General features: G+C 53.5%; 14 protein-coding genes and 1 pseudogene. 4 read left to right on the forward strand and 11 right to left on the reverse strand.

Annotated elements, in window-relative coordinates; all coding sequences use genetic code 11:
• Window positions 1-64 precede the first annotated feature (64 nt).
• A complete protein-coding gene (locus KFJ24_RS09060) occupies window positions 65-889 on the reverse strand; it encodes a flagellin domain-containing protein (RefSeq protein WP_250830751.1) in 825 nt (274 codons plus the stop codon).
• A gap of 159 nt (window positions 890-1048) precedes the next feature.
• Window positions 1049-3148 carry a motility associated factor glycosyltransferase family protein gene (locus KFJ24_RS09065; RefSeq protein WP_250830752.1) on the reverse strand — a complete coding sequence of 700 codons (2100 nt, stop codon included), beginning with the start codon at window positions 3146-3148 and terminating at the stop codon, window positions 1049-1051.
• A 368-nt stretch (window positions 3149-3516) separates the two neighbouring features.
• On the opposite strand from KFJ24_RS09065, the gene KFJ24_RS09070 reads away from it, so the two are divergent.
• Both KFJ24_RS09070 and KFJ24_RS09075 read left to right on the forward strand, forming a co-directional pair.
• Window positions 3517-4680: a flagellin gene (locus KFJ24_RS09070; RefSeq protein WP_250830753.1), complete on the forward strand. Its 1164-nt coding sequence runs from the start codon at window positions 3517-3519 to the stop codon at window positions 4678-4680.
• A 30-nt stretch (window positions 4681-4710) separates the two neighbouring features.
• Window positions 4711-6711 (forward strand): tetratricopeptide repeat protein, encoded by a 2001-nt coding sequence (locus tag KFJ24_RS09075; protein ID WP_250830754.1) that lies wholly within the window; start codon window positions 4711-4713, stop codon window positions 6709-6711.
• Between the two features lie 44 nt (window positions 6712-6755).
• Here the strand turns inward: KFJ24_RS09075 and sbcB are convergent, their stop codons facing one another.
• Window positions 6756-8201, reverse strand: a complete 1446-nt coding sequence (gene sbcB / locus KFJ24_RS09080; RefSeq protein ID WP_250830755.1) for an exodeoxyribonuclease I — start codon at window positions 8199-8201, stop codon at window positions 6756-6758.
• A gap of 95 nt (window positions 8202-8296) precedes the next feature.
• Complete coding sequence (locus KFJ24_RS09085; protein ID WP_250830756.1) at window positions 8297-9169, reverse strand: hypothetical protein; 873 nt, start codon at window positions 9167-9169, stop codon at window positions 8297-8299.
• A 319-nt stretch (window positions 9170-9488) separates the two neighbouring features.
• On the opposite strand from KFJ24_RS09085, the gene KFJ24_RS09090 reads away from it, so the two are divergent.
• Together KFJ24_RS09090 and KFJ24_RS09095 are read left to right on the forward strand one after the other, a co-directional pair.
• A complete protein-coding gene (locus KFJ24_RS09090) occupies window positions 9489-10520 on the forward strand; it encodes a response regulator (protein ID WP_250830757.1) in 1032 nt (343 codons plus the stop codon).
• A gap of 3 nt (window positions 10521-10523) precedes the next feature.
• Window positions 10524-11483 (forward strand): sensor domain-containing diguanylate cyclase, encoded by a 960-nt coding sequence (locus tag KFJ24_RS09095; RefSeq protein WP_250830758.1) that lies wholly within the window; start codon window positions 10524-10526, stop codon window positions 11481-11483.
• A gap of 52 nt (window positions 11484-11535) precedes the next feature.
• Here the strand turns inward: KFJ24_RS09095 and KFJ24_RS09100 are convergent, their stop codons facing one another.
• From KFJ24_RS09100 to KFJ24_RS09125, 7 genes and pseudogenes are all read right to left on the reverse strand, one after another.
• A complete protein-coding gene (locus KFJ24_RS09100; RefSeq protein ID WP_250830759.1) occupies window positions 11536-11904 on the reverse strand; it encodes a histone-like nucleoid-structuring protein, MvaT/MvaU family in 369 nt (122 codons plus the stop codon).
• Window positions 11905-12085: 181 nt separating this feature from the next.
• Entirely contained in the window at window positions 12086-13348 is a 1263-nt protein-coding gene (gene tviB / locus KFJ24_RS09105) for a Vi polysaccharide biosynthesis UDP-N-acetylglucosamine C-6 dehydrogenase TviB (protein WP_250830760.1), read from the reverse strand.
• Between the two features lie 221 nt (window positions 13349-13569).
• A pseudogene (locus KFJ24_RS18290) lies at window positions 13570-14404 on the reverse strand (MBL fold metallo-hydrolase); the annotation flags it as partial.
• Window positions 14405-14480: 76 nt separating this feature from the next.
• The gene (locus tag KFJ24_RS09110; RefSeq protein ID WP_250832600.1) at window positions 14481-16424 is read right to left on the reverse strand and encodes a polysaccharide biosynthesis protein; all 1944 of its coding nucleotides are present in this window, start codon (window positions 16422-16424) and stop codon (window positions 14481-14483) included.
• Window positions 16425-16517: 93 nt separating this feature from the next.
• Window positions 16518-17069 (reverse strand): sugar transferase, encoded by a 552-nt coding sequence (locus KFJ24_RS09115; RefSeq protein ID WP_250830761.1) that lies wholly within the window; start codon window positions 17067-17069, stop codon window positions 16518-16520.
• Window positions 17070-17087: 18 nt separating this feature from the next.
• Complete coding sequence (locus KFJ24_RS09120) at window positions 17088-18062, reverse strand: UDP-glucose 4-epimerase family protein (RefSeq protein ID WP_250830762.1); 975 nt, start codon at window positions 18060-18062, stop codon at window positions 17088-17090.
• Complete coding sequence (locus KFJ24_RS09125; protein ID WP_250832601.1) at window positions 18059-18811, reverse strand: glycosyltransferase family 2 protein; 753 nt, start codon at window positions 18809-18811, stop codon at window positions 18059-18061. Before KFJ24_RS09125 ends, KFJ24_RS09120 begins: the two co-directional genes overlap by 4 nt.
• Window positions 18812-18813 lie beyond the last annotated feature (2 nt).

The following is an 18813-nucleotide window of genomic DNA, read 5'->3' on the forward strand; positions in this document are numbered from 1 at the left end:
TGTCCCTGGATGGAATTAACCAGCCCTACCTAAGGCAGAGCCGGTAATCCCCGGCTGCTCCTTGTTACTGCAGGAGAGCCAGCACCTGGTTGGGACGAGCGTTCGCCTGCGCAAGTACCGAAATACCGGCCTGCTGCAGTACGTTCGCCTTGGCAAGTTTCGCGGTTTCAGCGGCGAAGTCTGCGTCCACGATCCGGCTGTTGGAAGCACTCAGGTTCTCGATGTTGGTGCCGAGGTTGTTAATGGTGCTTTCGAACCGGTTCTGCACTGCACCCAGGTCGGCGCGGAAGGCGTTTACTTCAGACAGGGCGCCATCAATGGTCGCCAGCGCCGCACTCGCTCCGCCTGCGCTGGAGATGGAAATACCACTGAGACCCAGGCCAGTCGCGTTCATAGTTGAGTTAAAATCGATGGTGATGGTTTGACCAGCGTTAGCGCCTACCTGAAAAGCCACACCGCCACCCAAGGTGCCGTCCAGCACGTTCAAGCCGTTGAACTGCGTGTCGTCAGCAATGCGGGTGATCTCCGATACACGCTGAGACACTTCCGCCTGCAGCAAAGTCCGGTCTGCGTCAGTATTGGAACCGTTGGCAGCCTGCACGGCAAGCTCACGGATACGCTGAAGGTTTGCAACCGTTTCATCGAGACCACCTTCGGCAGTCTGAACCATGGAGATGCCATCATTGGCGTTACGCTGTGCAACGGTCAGACCACGGATCTGAGTGTCAAAGCGGGTTGAGATTGCCAGACCGGCTGCATCGTCTTTGGCAGAGTTAATCCGCAGGCCAGAAGACAGGCGCTCAAGAGCCTGATCGCTCAGACCCTGAGACTTGCTCAGCTGGTTCTGGGCGCTGAGAGATGCGACGTTGGTGTTGATTCCGAGAGCCATGATGCTTCCCCTTCAAAATTGTGTTTCGACACTTTAGAAAGGCCAGCCCCCAGTTCTTCTTTTGGGAACGCTGCCCTGTTATTCCACTTAACGGCAGCTACCCCCTTAGCTTTAGTGTTCCCTCAAAATTTCATGTAACAAATTGTTAAACCAAAACAATCAGGCTCTTTCCGGTTCGGCGCTCATCAGGCGCGTTGTCACCCACGGATCCTCCGCCGGCTCTAAATTGGCTAGAATCACGGATGAAAAATGCTCGGGCAGCTCCTCAAGAAAGGCTTTAAAGGTGCCACCCCAATGATCGAGGAACGGCTGCAACTCCTCATCCTTATGCGCGAGACCATGGCACAGACCCATTTGCAAAAAACGCTGCACGGTTCCTTTCAAGATCTGCCATCCCATCAACTGGACCACAACAGGGGAACGCCTGCCACTGCCCGGCCCCACCCTGTTCAGGTAATCCCGGATCTGGTTGCACACGACAATCAGATCCTTGCGACCTGAGAGACGACTGTTCTTAAGTACAGAAAGGAATTCCCGGGCCGTATCGGAAACCTCTTTGGAAACAGCCCCGAAAACCTGACCCGTGTCATAATCTGGCATCTCCAGTGCGCACCCTTGAACGGCTTCAATTAGCGCATCCCGTTTTTCGGCTGAGGCAGCCCCTAACAATTCACTAAGTGCGTGAATAGGCAACCATTCGGCGCCCTCAATCAGCGCACCGTCCGAACAGTTTCTTACAGAAAAACTGAGCCCCTGGCTTTTGCGATCGACCAAGTAGTTCTCCACCGCGCGCTTGGCAGTGAAGTAGTCACCCTGGGTTATAACCGTGGATCCGTTTACCCCCTCGGTCTCGAATTTTGGCCGAGCCTCTGTATCGCTGGCGGTTTCTTTCTGGAACCGCGAGGCGAAGTCGGTTCTGGATTCCTGACCATAAACTGAAAACCGCGAGTGGTGCTGAGACTTATCCTGGTAACCGTAATCCGTCCCGAACAGGAAAATATTCCGGAAACCATAAGCAAACGCCAGAGCCAGTGCCGCATTGGTACAGGTGGGAGAGCAGCCAGGAATCGAGTCAGCGCTCAAACCCAGAAAAGCGGGAATGTAGTACTCGTTGGAAAAATAAAAGCGATAATTCTCAAATAGCGGCGGCACCAGCGGATTGACGCTGACCGTGCATAGCAGGGTAATTCCCTGGAGGCCGAACTGCTCGTCAATGTCACCGAGCATCTCATAAATCATATAGTCAGCGTCGAGTTCGACGTGGAAGTCCGGCCTGATACCGTGACTCAGAAGCGCACGGAGGCCAGTACCGGCGCTCATTACGATCAGCCTGCCCCGATTGGACTTGAGCTCCTCGATGCGGGCATCCAGAGATGGCCCACTACCCACAACAGCCACAGGCATATCCGATTCCTCCAACTGATAGGGCCTAACATGCGCCCCTCGCAAGTGCAGGTTATGGGAAACGTTTCGGAAGCCTCTCAGTTCAAAATCGTAGTTACCCCAGTTAGCACCTACAACCGGCAGGTCCTTTTCCAGATCCTTGGCAATGCGGTAAAGCTCCACGTTCGCAAGATGGTTGTAGTACCAGCTAAAGTAGGGATACAGGGGAACGATTTCCGCGACCTTCGAACCAAGAACCCGGCGGACATTCTCTTCGGTCGGATTCGTCGCTATGCAAAAGGAGATCGATCGCCCCTTTCCCCGGAAACGGGAACAGATGTCCTCCCAATCAACCGTGAATAACGTCAAAGCGAACCGCTCCGGATCCGGCTCGAAAACAACTGCATCTATGACTTCGGCACGGGCTGTTAGGCTATCGATGTGATAGCCGAGGCCACAGCCCAGGAAAACCACCGACGGTAAAACGCTGCCCCGATAATACCCTTTGAACGTGGACGGTGTGACCTTGCTCATTGCAAGGCTCGCCCGCACGAATTGTGATGCAAAACGGGCACCCTCCCGCGCTTGGAGGTAAGGCGGCTCCATGCTGACAATCGGCTTTTCCGGGGGATTGTTCCTGATAAACTCCTGGACTTCCGAATCGGAATACTCGCGGGCAAGATGCCGATACACGGACTGACCAGAATCGAGTAGGTCCACATCGTCACGACCAGGAGTGACGATCAATTCGCAATGGCGTGGCTCAAAATTGGCGAAATATTCAAATATTTCGGGGCGGTACTTCTGGAAGTACGCAAGGTTCTTCTGCTTGCGCCGAATGAACGGCACTGCAACATCTTCATCATTTCCGGACATTAAACCTTCCTCGATCGGGATTCGGTCGCTCAGCGCAAACGAGAGGCGAACAGACCTGAAACAGCACCAAGCTCGCAACCAAAGGGCAAGTAATACCAGATTCACCAAACGGACAGCAAAATCTTCCAATTACCCAGCCTGAAGAACAGGCGGCAAGATTCTGCCCCTGACCGCCCGTTCAACGAAACAGGAAAACCTTCCGGGTTCAAATATACTGTATTTTTTCTTTTATTATCATAGCCTTAATAATTTTTCGGCTTTTTTGGCACGCTATTGGCTTTGACCCGCTCAGGTAAACAACTTTTAGCCGGCATAACATCCCGACGGCAAAAGAAGTTGTCCGGCAAATCAAACCGAGGAGAAAAGAGATGCCTCAGATCATTAACACCAACATTGCATCACTCAATGCCCAGCGGAATCTGAACGCAACTCAGAGCGACGCCAACGTCGCCTTGCAGCGTCTCTCCTCGGGGCTTCGCATTAACTCCGCCAAAGACGACGCGGCCGGCCTGGCAATTTCCGAGCGATTCCAGTCCCAGATCACTGGCCTTAACATGGCCCAAAGAAACGCCAATGACGGCATCTCCCTGGCCCAGACCACCGAAGGCGCGCTGGACGAGATTACCGCCAACCTGCAACGAATCCGTGAGCTGGCAGTCCAGTCGGCCAACGCCTCCAATAGCCCTTCAGACCGACAGGCGCTGAATGCCGAGGTCCAGCAAAGGATTGAAGAGATCAACCGAATTGCCGGCCAGACCTCGTTTAACGGTCTGAAGATTCTGGATGGCAGCCTTCTGACCCAGACCTTCCAGGTGGGCGCAAACGCCGGTGACACCATCAGCGTCTCCGGTTTCGATACCCGCGGCTCCCAGCTTGGCTCGACTATCAACCAGACCACCAACCTGCTCGCTCTGACCGATGGTACAGACACGCTGGAGACCATTTTCGATGAAGGCAGGACCGTCGACATTACCTTTGATATCACTGGCATTGATGGCACTGTAACACCCGTTACTGTAACCGGTGCCGGCTCATTGCAGGATGTTCTCGGGCAGATCAATGCGCAGTCACCAACCACTGGTGTCAGCGTTAATATGAACCGGTTAAATGATGAGCTGATCTTTTCATCGCAGTTCGGCGAGGACTTTTCCGTCGACATCACGCCAGCGGGCGGTGGCACTCAGACTGTCGCGGCAACCGCAGCCTTGAATACCGTGTCAGCTAACGATACCGACATTTCAACTCAGGACGGCGCGGATCTGGCCATGATCTCCGTCGACTACGCGATTGAATCTATTAACGGCATCCGCGCAGAGCTTGGTGCGGTTCAAAATCGCTTCGAGTCCACGATCGCCAATCTGAGCACTACGTCCGAAAACCTGGCAGCCTCAAATAGCCGAATCCGGGACGCGGATTTTGCGGCAGAGTCCGCCGAACTGGCCCGCACCCAGGTGCTTCAACAGGCCGGACTCTCAATTCTGGCTCAGGCCAATGCCCGTCCCCAGCAGGTGCTGCAGCTGCTCCAGGGTTAATGGTTTTCAATTGAACGGTTGAGGTGTCCCATGCAAGCACAGCATCACATTCAGGAGTCCAGCTCCCAACAGGCCCCGGCCGCACGCCTGCTTCTGCAGGCCAACCTGGCCTATGGCGAGTCCAATAGTAGCGGGCTCAGCCATATCCAGCGGCTGAAGGCCCGGCAGGGGTCCCGCGGTTATCTGGAGCAGGCACTCGCTCTTGAACCCGAGAATGCCGGTGCCCTGGGGCTACTGGGCCGGGTTGAAATGGACGACGGCGAACTGGAAAAGGCCCATACGCTTTTCAACGCCAGCCTGAATGCGCAACCGGGACAAGCTCAACAATATGCCAACCTCGGCTACTGGGCCCTGAAAACCGAGCGCCCTGCCCTGGCTGAGCAGTACTTCCTGCAAGCCCTGGACTGCGAGCGGCAATCCGCCGCCGCTTTCTGTGGCGTTGCCCATGCCAAGCGCCTGCAGGGTCAATTTGATGTTGCTTACCTGCACTACCGCAAGTTGCTGGAAACCGGCGCTGAGTGGGACTCTGTCTTCAGCGGCATGTTGAGCTGTGCTCAGCACCTTGAGGTGAACCAGGCGGACAGTGCGTTGGCCCTGGATGCAATCGCTCTGCTTCAGCATGATGGATTGCCCCATCAGGAGATCGGCCGCTTTGTTGGTGCGATCATCCATCAGCAATACGACCTCGACAACCCGACTGCGGAAATCCTGCTTGATGCCGCCAGCGAAGATGAGCTTCTGATTCTGGCCCTGCAGAAAACGCTGATGCCAAACCCCGCCGTTGAGGAACTGGTGGTCATGCTGCGTCGCGCGATCACCGCCGAAGTGGCCCAGACGGTTGAACTGCGTGATGAGCTGCAGCGGCTTGCCCTCGCCATCGGCCAGTACGCCGATCGCACCGGCTACGCGCTCGCGGCGGAAGACGACGAAGAGCGGCTGGTGACTGCAATCAACGACAGCGTTCAGGCGCAACTCGCGCTGGGTGAGCCTCAGGATGCTTTGATCGGCTCGCTGATCATAAGCGCCATGTACGGTGCCCTGTTCCATCAGAGCTTTGCGGTTCAGTTGGGACAGTGGAACCTCACCGACTGGCCTGTGGCTACGCAGTCGATTCTGGCTGCCAGTTACTATGATCGCGTGCTGGAAGAATCGATCAAGCAGAACTTCGACGAAAAAGCTGACGAGCTTTGCCTGGAAAAAACAGACGTACCCCAGGCCTGGCCGACGTGGTCACACCTGGCCTACCACGCCGAGAGCAGCCTCAAGCACGTAATCGCCGACGAACTTAAGCTGCCCACGGACAGTCTGCCAGACGTTCTTCGAATCCTGGTTTGTGGTGCCCAGTCCGGCCAGCGCGCCATGGAACTGGCCCGGTACCTGGACGACGTTGAAGTGATCGCCGTTGACGAGTCCCTGGCCAACATTGCCAAAGCCACCCGCATGGCCACTGAAATGAACATGGACAACATCGTGTTCTGGCCCTGGTCTATCGCCCAGCGTTTCGTCGCCGATGGCCATCAGGTGCACTGGGTTGAAGTGGGTCGCCTGCCCTCGACGGCCATGACGGCGCTTTCCCTTACAGCATTCGTCAACGACGCCACGTCAGGGGGTGCGATCGTTCACATGCAAACCGCCATTGCCGAGCAAACGCCCGGCGACACGCAGATTCATAAGCTGATCGCAGAACACAGACTCCAGCCCACCCGAACCACGCTTCGGCAACTGCGTCGTATGATTCTTGCCAATCGTCAGGACGAGACATGGCAGGAGCTGGTAAACGACGACGGCTTTTACAGCCTCGGCGGCTGCCGGGACCGGTGGTTCCGCCCTCAGGATACCGCCCAGCTCAAAGAGCTGATGGCCATGGCCAGCAATGAGGTTGAATGGAAGCTGGTCAAGGCGCGAGATGCAGATGGGCACAGCCTTGCGACCCAGCCGGTGCAGAAGCAGATTCAGGCAGAGGCCTTGGGAAATGAGGTTCAAAGCCTGATGGGCCAGACTCTGAGTGTCTACTTTCAGCGGCGGCGGTAAATGCTTCAGCCGGGGCCAGATGAAATCCTCATCTGGCCCCCAGCTCAGACATACGGAATCAACGACTCCCCGTACAAATGCAGATCTTCAAGGATGTGTCGCTTTTCCGGCGTTAGCTCGGGATCGGCGGCCAGCCGCTGCAATTCGTTGGCATAGGCCTCCAGAGATCGCCAGCCCTTTTTGGGATGCATCAGTCTCTGGGAGCGGAACTCCTCCCAACGTTCCATTTCCTCTCCAACGAGCGTGTCTGGGTAGTTACGCGCCCGGTAACGGAACAGGAGCGCCTGCAAACGGTCGTCCTCAAAGGAAACTTCCTGCTCGCCCAGCGTCTCCACGGGCTGTTGCAGCACCCAGTTCAGCTTCTCCCGATCCGCCTTGCTGATAAAGCCACCCGCATACAGCTGCTCATCGGGGTCGGTCAGGTCGCCCTCATGGGGGTGGTCAAACGCTTCAGCAATTCTGGCTGGCAGATCGGGGGCCTTTCGGAGAAGCGCAAGGTTGGCCCGCAAGGTATCTCCGTCCAGCGCCAGCTCTTCCAGTCGCTCCTGCGAGAGCGTTGAGAGCATATTGGCCGGTGCCAGCACAGGGCATTTATTGAGCTGAACACCCTTCAACGGAAATCGGCTGGTCCCCTCGCCCAACTCCGCCTGGGAAGTAAATACCCGCTCACGAATCTGATCAGGCGTGGCCGTGAGGAGCTCACTGGGGTCCTCTCGCAGGTCATAAACGATCACCAGATTCTTGTTGGTGGGATGATCAGCCACGGGGGCCACCATCGCGCAACACCCCCTGCTGGCAGGATACTTGGCTGAAATATGGAAAACCGGCTTCATGGCAACGGTGTCGAGCATTGCGCGGGCTGAATGCTTGTCTTTGTTCCGCAACACAAAATCAAACAGCTTTGGCTGCTTTTCCTTGATCAGTTTGGCGACCGCAATCGTGGCCTGAACGTCCGACATGGCATCGTGGGCACTTTCATGGGCAATACCATTCGCTACCGTCAGCTCCTCCAGCCGGAAACTCGGACTGCCGTCCTCCTTCTTCGGCCAGTTAATGCCCTCCGGACGAAGCGCGTAGGTCAGCCGCACCATATCGATGATGTCCCAACGGGAATTGCCGTTCTGCCATTCCCGCGCGTAGGGGTCACGCAAATTTCGATAGAGGGTGTGCCGGGTCACTTCATCATCGAAACGCAGGCTGTTGTAGCCCACTACGCAGGTCCCGGGCTGGCTGAAGGCCTCGTTAATCTGGGCAATAAACTCGGTTTCCGGGTAGCCGCCCTCCAGAGCTTTCTGGGGGGTGATTCCCGTAATCAGGCAGGCTTCGGGCGATGGCAGGTAATCATCCGCCGGTTTGCAGTAGATAACCAGGGGGTCTTCGATGACGTTCAAATCCGCATCTGTTCTTACACCGCCAAATTGGGAAGGACGATCATGAACCGGATCGACACCGAAGGTTTCGTAGTCATGCCAGTAGAACGAGCGGATCAAGGTGGGCGACTCCTGCGCGGATAAGTTTCGACAAGTTCCGGCGAAGTCTAGCAGAAACCGGGGGAACAGCTGAATCAACCCCGGCCGGGCACCGTTCAGAAAATACCGTTACCACGGTCAACATAGTGCGTCCGCTCACGCGGAAGGCCGGCGCCGGTCAACGTACTCATCTGCACGGTCATACTGGTGGGGAGGTTGAGGTAAACGCCCTTCCCGGCATTGATTACATTGGCCCCATCCGGGCTCTGCCAGTCCACGTTTTCCCGCTGGAAGCCGATAAAGAAATCATCGGTAAAGCCGGTCGTCCCGTCACCGTTATCGGTACCGACTGTCAGTGATCGCAGCTGTGAGAGTGGCGCGCAGTTGGTACCGGGGGTACAGGTACCCGAGCCATCATCAATGCCAACCTGGGTGGCCCGGTAGCTGGTGGCCTGGTTCTGGGCGTCAAACAACGTCGCTGAACTGACAGCGCCGTTGGCGTCCTCAATCTGGAGACCAATATTGCCGCTGAACGATGTAGTGTTGGACGAGATACTTCCCCTGGCTTGCTGGAACCCCATGCGGAAGCCTGCCAACTCGTTATTCACTTCCGCCAGTTCAATATAGGGCTGCACCGCCTCGAAGGGCACAACGTCGTCGACGGCATAGGTATTGCCATCGTATTGCTCGCGGGCTGCATCACGGGAAATATGCCCGAGCGCAACATCTGTGGCGGAGAAGTCGACCCCGGTGTCCGTCTGACCAACCTTTACGTCATCGATATTGACGCGGGTCTCCACATCGATACCCAGCGTCATGCGAGTAAATTGATGATCAGGCCCGGGAATATTTTCAACCTGCATAAAAGCCTGCCCAGTCACCTCACCCATTTTTTCGTCAGAAATGGGCTTCAACTCCGCCTGGGCAACGGGCGCCATACCCAGACAAAACATGGCAAGGGCAGCGTATCCGTACGCTTGCTGTTTCATAAGTCGTTTCTCTGATAAGTGTTTTTAGAGCCAGTTTCGACGCCCGGCCCTACTGCCGCCCGGTTTGCTTTTGGTTTTACCGGTGCTGACAGGCGACAACTATGGTTGTTTCACACTATTTTTATTAGCCGCAAAATCACTATATCCGAGCCGCTCTGGCCAATAGAGTGAGCATCGTCACAGTCACTGGCGACGGACCGGAATTACTGCCTCAACCATGAACAGGTTCACAAAAGATTACAAAGATGTGGCGCATGTGTATACATAGCTGAGTCCTGTTACACTAAGCCACCTAACCTCCTTGTCCACGGCGATCTGCATGACCACCCGCATCCTTATTTGCGACGATTCCGCGCTTGCCCGAAAGCAAATGGCAAAAGCCCTTCCGGAGGGGCTGAAGACCAGAATTATCTACGCCGCAGATGGAAAGGAAGCACTGGAAATTCTTCGGGGCCATGAAGCCGAATTGATGTTCCTGGACCTGAACATGCCCGAGATGGACGGCTACCAGGTTCTCGAGATCGTGCGCAAAGAAGATCTCCCGGTTCTCACCATTGTTGTCTCCGGAGATATTCAGCCGGAAGCAAGGGAGCGTGTTCGCAAACTGGGCGCTATCGACTTTATAAAGAAGCCGACAGAACCCGGCACTGTTGTGCGCCTGCTCGACGAGTATGGATTCTATCGTGCGGGCGATGTCGAAGACGCCGCGTTGAATGACGGCTTACTGAAAAACGACATCACGCCCACAGCACCCGAAATCTCGGTTCCTCTCAGTGACTACCTGCAGGAAATCGCCAATGTGGCTATGGGCCGTTCCTCAGACCTGCTGGCACGCCTGCTTCGGGTTTTCGTGAAACAGTCCATTCCAAAGGTTGCCTTCATCGCCAACTCCGAACTGCACATGGCAATTTCCGCGGCCCAACACGGTGACACATACTCCGCCGTATGCCAGGGATTTACCGGTGCCGGTATTGCGGGCGAAGCACTGCTGCTGTTTGCAGATGCCAGTTTCCGGGAAATGGCGGAAATGCTTCACTACGATTCTCTGGACGGCGACGCCGTGAACATAGAAGTGCTGATGGACATGTCCAGCATACTGTTCGGTGCCTTTCTCAAGGGAATCGGCGACCAACTCGACCTGACACTGGGCCTTGGGCACCCCACTGTGCTCGGGCAACACCGGCAGATCACCGAACTGCTTGAACATCACAGTTCGCGGGAAGAACAACTCCTGTGCATCGAGATCAGCTATGCACTGGAAGACAGGGATATTCAGTGCGACATGCTGGTTCTCTTGACCGAAGATTCTGTCCCGTTCCTGGAACAACGTCTCGAATATCTGGTGGACTGATCTATGGGGTTTAAGGAAGTAGAAGCCAATTCGTTCCATTGGATGGCGAACATGCTGGAATCGGTTGAGGTGGGACTCGTCGTCCTGGATCTGGATTTCCGTATTCAGGCCTGGAATGGCTTCATGGAAAACCACAGCGGCATCACCGCAAGCAGGGTCCGCGACAAAGTGCTCTTCGATGTCTTTCCTGACATTCCCAAGGCCTGGCTGACCCGCAAGGTAGATGCCGTGACTCTCCTGAACACCCGTGCCTTCACCTCGTGGGAGCAACGGCCGTACCTGTTCAAATTCCGGAACACGCGCCCCATTACCGGTACGGAAGAATACATGTTCCAGAACCTCACCATCAGCCCACTCTCAGGGACAACGGGACAGGTCGAGAAAGTGTGCCTGATGGTGTACGACGTCACCGATATCGCCAGCAGCAAGCGGGCTCTGGAGCGAGCCAACGAACAGCTGGCCAAACTCAGCAAAACGGACCGGCTTACAGGCCTGCTCAACCGGGGTACCTGGGAAAACCTGGTGGACGCCGAGTATGAACGATACTGCCGCTATGGCCACGCGACCTCACTGGTGATGTTTGATCTTGACCATTTCAAAAAAGTGAACGATACCTGCGGGCATCTGGCCGGTGATGAAGTCATCAAACACGCCGCATCGATCACCAGAAGCAACCTGCGCCAATCAGACACCATAGGTCGATATGGCGGGGAAGAATTCGGAATTATATTGCCGGAAACCGATGCGGAAGGTGCGCGGGTAATCTGCGAGCGCATAAGAGAAAGCATTGAACAGAGTACCGTTGATACCAGTGTAGCCCCTGTTCAATACACCATAAGCATGGGTATTGCCCAGCTAACCCCCACGCCCGGAAACTATATGCAGTGGATGCAACAAGCGGATAAAGCCTTATATACGGCCAAGGAAAGCGGCCGAAACCGGGTGGTGGTTTCCGAGCAATAAAAAAAGCCCGGACTTAGCCGGGCTTTTTACAACATGGTCTGCCAATCGAAGGTCAGCCCTGCTGCCAGCTCTGTACGGCTTCCTTACCGTGCTTTTCACGCCACTCGTTCAGAGTCTTGTGATTACCACCACGGGTTTTAACCACTTCGCCCGTATGCGGGTTTTTGTAAGTCTTCAATGGACGCTTGGCACGGCTACCAGTGCCAGACTCAGCTTTCCCACCCGACACTGACGGATCAATAGCCGACAAAATCTGCAATACATCCTTCGGTGATTTGTCATACTCCTTCATCAAATCACGAACCTTGTTTTCAAACTCCAGTTCGCCTTTCAGAGCCTGGTCTTTTTCAAGCTGTTCCAGCTCTGCGGCAAGCTTTTCCATAAGCTGTTTTTTCTGGTAGTAATCGTTAATCTTTGCCATGGAATTAAAACCTTATTATATAAGAGGTCTTTAAAAAATAAATTGGAGTTGACTGGCAGTCGATAACAATAATAATTAATTTTATGAACTATGGCAAAATTATTTGTTTATGGCGTTTTAATTAAAAAGGCCGGTCACGTTGACCGGCCTTTTTAAACAATAATTTTCGTGAATATTGAGCTTACAGTCTCAAGTCCGCGTCACCTAAAGGCAGCACACCTTTCAAATCAAACAAAACACCGCCTTCTTTTAAATAGGCACGCAATTCCTTCGAAGATTTCCCAGCATACTCCCGGTGCGGCACTGCCAAAAAAAGCGCATCGTAATCATTTGGTTTTGGAGAATCAACCAATGAAATCCCATATTCATGCACAGCTTCCTCATTATCCGCCCAGCAGTCCGTCACATCCACGGAACAGCCAAAATCCTCCAGCTCCCGGATAACATCGATAACACGTGTGTTCCGCAAATCCGGACAATTCTCCTTAAAGGTCAGGCCCATCACCAACACTTTTGAAGAGGCTACGGTATGCCCGGTTTTGATCATTGCCTTAACAAGCTCTGCCGCCGCATAAGGACCCATATTGTCATTTACACGGCGACCGGAAAGGATAATCTCGGGGTGATAACCAATGGCCTGGGCTTTATGGGTCAGGTAATAGGGGTCAACACCGATACAGTGCCCACCAACAAGGCCGGGTTTAAATGGCAAAAAGTTCCACTTGGTACCAGCGGCCGCCAACACTTCATGGGTATCGATCTTCAAACGTGAGAAGATCATCGAAAGCTCGTTCATCAACGCGATGTTCAGATCCCGCTGGGTGTTCTCAATAACCTTGGCCGCTTCGGCAACTTTAATTGAACTGGCTTTATGGGTCCCGGCAGTAATAATGCCGGCATAAAGCGCATCCACTTCCTCGGCGATATCAGGAGTGGAACCGGAGGTTACTTTCATAATGCTGGTCACCCGGTGTTCTTTGTCACCCGGATTAATACGCTCCGGGCTGTAACCGGCGAAGAAATCCTGATTAAACACCAGCCCGGAGACTTTCTCCAGAACGGGCACACATACTTCTTCCGTTGCACCAGGGTATACCGTCGATTCATAAATCACGATATCCCCCTTTTGTAAAACCTTGCCCACGGTTTCGCTGGCTTTTACCAGCGGTGTTAAATCGGGCGTTTTGAACTCGTCAATGGGGGTGGGCACCGTCACAATATAAATCTGACAATCGCGAATACCCTCCAGGGAATCGGCGAAAGAAAGGCCAGAGGCAGCAGACAACTCTTCGCGGGAGACCTCTCGGGTAAAGTCCACACCATCTCTCAGCTCTGCAATACGCTTACCGTTGATATCAAATCCAACCACTTCGCGCTTCTCGCCGAATGCTGCAGCGAGTGGTAAACCTACGTAGCCAAGGCCGATTACAGCAATTTTTTTCATCCGAAATCCTTTTTCCAGCATTACACTCGAGAAAAATAACCTGTTTTAATGTTCTCGAATTATTATGTCTGCAGCGAGAAAAGATTCAAAACATCTTTTCAATACCGCTTTGTTTCTTGTTCACGATGAATTATCCGGATTTCCCGGGGAGCTTTACGCATCTCTTTAACAAATTGAACGAGATCCGGCTGACCCGCATAAGCCGAGTAAACACCCACGTGGTGAATCCGCGTGAACTCGGCGGCGAGTTGTGAGCCCACCACAATTTCGAGATCCTCCCCAGGCCAGTCCTGTTCTCCGCCAAACTCATGAAGCAGAGTTTCAATCTCACAGAGCAACTCCTGGGTTCCGCCGACGCTGAAAGCCAGAACAAGTACAGTCTCCCCCCATCCTCAAGCGCATGCTCCAACACCGCCCTTAACCGATAGCGGCGTGCCTCCCTATCCTCATGATCCCTATCGCCATAAGTACTCACAATCACTAATCGATCCGCCCGTTCCGCTGACTCCGGCCTCAGCAGTAAAGGCGCATGGGGCGTTCCAAAATCTCTACTAAAAATAATACGCTCTTCAAAGTCCCCGCTGCGCGCGGCGAACTCTAGGTAAGCCGAACCACGAATATGCCCCGCCATCCGCAGCCGAACAGACAGCGAGCAATCGCCCGCAGCAAACACCAAATGCCACTGACCGTAAGGTATTGGTACCAAGCGGGAACCAATCAGACCCAAAACTCGATCTTCATCGCATCTTCCAAAATCTCAGGCAACATGATAGCGGAGGGCTCAGAACAGATAATCGGCCCGTCAAAACCAGTGGCCAGCAGATAGGGAATACTAACCACGTGATCAATTGCACGTGGGTAACGACCAGGGCGCAAATATGACCTATGGGAAATCAATAGAGAGACCAGAGGCGGAGACACTCCAGCCTTCGTCCTGGCCCTGAAACAGGCCGCAGTCTATGAGGATGCCATTCTTTTGAACTCCGCTCTCAAGTACAGTTCATCGCAGGAGCCGGTAACGCCAATGATGGCACCGTGGTGGAGGATATCAATCATCGCCAACATTCCCTGTTGAATAACGAAAACGGGGCCCTGAGCTCCCGTCACTAAATAACTCTTGCAATAATGTAAACTAGACCAACGGTAATCGTCGGACTTTATCCTCATCTCTTGCCTGACTCATTCGCTCCCTGTTGCCATTCATCCAAACAAGATCCTCAACACCGCCATTGGGCGCAAATCCGGTTGGTGCTTTTTTCAGAATTTCCACCACCTCATGGCAGTCGAAATCTTGGCTGGCGGTCATAAGCCTTTTTAGGGTTTGCTGCATATCATCCCAAGGCATAAAAATCTCTCGGGCCATCATGATCCGCGGGTGGGCAGTTCCTTGAGGATCATCACCAATCAACAGCTCCTCAAAAAGCTTCTCACCCGGCCGAAGCCCCGAAAACACAATCTCAATATCACCATCGGGGCGATCTACCGCTTTTTCCATCAGCCCCATCAGGTGAATCATCTTGCGGGCCAAGTCTGCTATTTTAACCGGTTCTCCCATGTCCAGCACAAACACCTCACCACCCTGCCCCATACTGCCGGCCTGCAGAACGAGCTGGCTAGCCTCAGGAATAGTCATAAAATAGCGGATAATATCCGGATGGGTCACAGTTACCGGACCCCCATCACGAATCTGATCCCTGAACAATGGCACGACAGAACCAGATGACCCAAGCACATTACCAAAACGCACCATCGAGAAAATAGTACCAGATTGCCGCTGAGCCAGGCCTTGCAGCACTAACTCGGCCATGCGCTTACTAGCTCCCATCACGTTCGTGGGGCGGACCGCCTTATCCGTGGAAATCAGCACAAATCGTTCGACGCCCGCCGCAATTGCTGATTCTGCCGCATGCCAGGTCCCGAATATATTGTTCTGAACACCTTCAATAATGTTGTGCTCAACTAGAGGGACATGCTTATAGGCAGCAGCATGATAAACGGTCTGAATACTGAAAGCCTTCATTGCCGCCTCGCTCCGCCGCCGATGGGTGACACTGCCCAAAATTGCATACAGCGTAACCCCAAGGCACTCAACCTGATTGATAGTTTGAAGTTCACGCTCTATCGAATAGAGAGAAAACTCTGATTGTTCAAACAGTACCAGCCTTTCAGGCTTATGCCGCAAAATCTGACGGCAAAGCTCGGAACCGATCGATCCCCCCGCTCCTGTAACCATCACCGACTTGCCAAAAAGACTTTCCGACACTATCGCCGCGTCTGGTCGAACAGGGTCTCGGCCAAGCAGGTCTTCAATCTCAAGATCACGGATGTCGTTTATTCGAGCCTGACCTGCTACCAATTCCGACATTGAGGGCACCGTTTGGACCGGCACCGAGAGCCTTTCAAGGGATTGCATCAAATGTTTGCGGTTAACAGGTACCCCATCTTCAAGTGCGAGCAGCACCCGGGAGGCTTCAAGCTCCCTGACCGCCTTCTCGATATGCTCAATTGAAAAAACGGGCAGATTACCAATCAGTGAACGATGATTGCTGCTCACGAGAGAAACAAATCCAACTGGCCGGTACTCGACCCCCTGGGCTAACGCAGACGCCAGCTGCATGCCTTTGGGCCCAGCGCCAACAATCAACACACTGTTTTTTGTTTTTTCCCCGGGACTCCGAACAACATTGCGGACTGAAAACCGCGTGCCGGCCACTAAAAGAAAAGCAAATGCCCCATAAATCACTGGCACTGAACGAGGAACAAGTGCCTGAAACAAAAACCCGAATACAATCAGGGCCACACTGGAAAAGGCCACGCCGATAATGATCGCCAGAAATGCATGCTCACTCAAATACCGTATGACTGCCCGATAAAGTCCTAACTTTACGAAAGCCCCGATGGTTATGAGGACAGTGGCTGAAGAGACAAGTAGCTGTCTGTCGTTTGGTAGCCAGGCAAAACTCTCAAACCTAAGGGCGAACGCGGCCCAGATTGCAACGGATAACAAAACGAAATCAACGGCAACTGAGATAGCCCGCTTCGTGGGTCGGGACAAGCCGAGTATTCCATTGATCATTTTTGACCTCAAAGCTGCCATTCCTTATCGAATCATTCCGAGCTGCGATAGAGCCTACTGAAAATGCTAGACCTTTTCTTGAGCACCAGGCCCTCACTGCCGCACACGGTCCCCCGCGCCTTTACCTGAAACAGTCTGGATGATGTAAGAAAAATAGTCCCTGATACCAAGTGAACAGAGCATCCTCTGGTCAGTTTCGGCTAATAATTCCGGCGTCGACATGTCAATATCATTTATCTGAGCCAATCCAGTAATACCAGGTCTACAGTTAAGTACCCCCCGGGCTTCACGTTCCCGTACCAGCTCCACTTGGCTAAATAGACAAGGCCGAGGCCCTACCAGACTCATATCTCCTTTCAAGACGTTCCATAACTGGGGCAACTCATCCAGTTTTGTCCGTCTGAGAAAGTGCCCGAAACGAGTAATGGATGAGGCATTCGCAAGGTGGCTCGCAACCGACGCAGTCTCTTTTGTCATGGTTCGAAATTTAACAAGAGTGAATGGTTTCTTGTGGCGCCCCACTCGCTCCTGCCTGAATAAGGGCGAGCCCGTATCAAACAAGCCAACAACGAAAATGACCATTAGTAGCGGAAAACCCAAAGTAAGGCCCACTGCAGAAAACAAAATATCTATAACTCTAAACACAAGCCGACTGCTCCACCTTCAACGTGCAAGAAAATCATCAACAGTTGCTTCCAGCGACTGCTCGACAGAATAAGGAGGCTCCCAACCAAGGACATTAGCTGCCGTATCGCAATCCACTTGTAAAGAACCGACCAAACGCTCCACCACTGCCTGCTTGCCGGTCAGGCAGCCAGCAAAACGAAATAGAGCCACTGGCACTGGCAACAATAGTGGCCGCTTTCCTAATGAACGTCGCAGTCGCAACAGTAACTCGGCCAAGGAAATATCCTCACAATCACTAACGAGAAAGGATTGCCCGGACGCCAAAGGCGATTTAGCGCAACACGCGAGGAAATGAGCCAGATTATCAACATAAATCATGCTTCTACGGTTTGCTACTGCCCCAAACGGAAGCGGAAGAGGAGAACTAGCCAGTTTCATTAAACTCAGGAAGTTGCCCTTAACTCCCGGACCATAGACCAGAGGAGGACGAACGATCACAAGTTCCATACCCTGCTCCCGGCAATAGGTAAACAATTCTTGTTCCGCCTCCGCCTTGGAAACCGCGTACGGATCTTGCGGCGCCAACCCTTCCGAGTCGCGAAACGGACTGCGGTGAGTTGTGCTTTCTCCATGCACCTTAACACTGCTCAGGTATACAAATCGCCTGACGCCCGATGCCCGCGCCAATTTTGCGAGCCGAATCGTACCTTCCACGTTCACGCGGCGGAATTCCGTAAGCGGATCAACTGCCGTCTCCGCCATCACATGCACCCGTGCAGCACAGTGTATCACCACATCAACGCCAACAAGCGCTTCAGGCCAACCATCCTCAGAAGTAAGCTCAAGACCTCCCTTATAGCGACAGGGCAATTCATCTGCAGACAGATTCTCTCTGCGGACCGCAGCAACCACACCGGAACTAGGTTCATGATGATTCAGCAGCGCTCTCAGAACCGCCCGGCCAACAAACCCGGTCGCGCCAGTCACCAAAACTTTAGCGCTGTCACTCACCCTGGCCGCCTTAAAAGCTCAAACAACTTGAAAGGAATTTTGCTCAGCACCATGAACAGATTCGTGTATATGCCATTTTCCCTGCAGGCGCGCACAATTTCCTGATTCAATGTGATGCTGCTGCGGACACCTGAGGTGCTGACACCTCCCGAACGCATCCGAACCAGCACCTTATCCAGGTGCTTCCAGCCAAGCCGCGATTTCATTAGCCATCGAACAAACATCTCAAAGTCGGCCGAAATTTGCATATCCACTCGATATGCCCCCACTAAATCATAACTCCGGCGCCGAACAAAGGTCGCAGGATGTGGAGGCATCCAACCGAAGCGCAGCTTCCACGGCCTGAAATGTCGCGCTCCGTAATAGCGTATAACCTTTGATAAATCTTCTGCTTCAACAAAAACAACATCACCAAATACCAAGTCGCACTCTGACGATTCCCTGAAGACGTCTACAACGGTCGCGACTACATCATCAGATTCAAAAAAATCGTCGGAGTTCAGTATGCCAATAATATCCCCAGTCGCAATTCGGATCCCTTTGTTCATCGCATCGTAGAGGCCTTCGTCAGGCTCAGATATCAGCGCACCCAAACTAGGTCGCCTGCTCTCGAGCACATCCAGAGTGCCATCAGACGAACCACCATCAACGATTATGTGTTCAATATCACCGTGAGACTGAGATTGAACAGAATCAAGCGTATCCTCAATAGTTGATACGCTGTTAAAACAGACTGTAACGATAGACACCT

Origin of the sequence: Marinobacter sediminum, from assembly GCF_023657445.1 — a bacterium.
Classification (GTDB): domain Bacteria; phylum Pseudomonadota; class Gammaproteobacteria; order Pseudomonadales; family Oleiphilaceae; genus Marinobacter; species Marinobacter sediminum_A.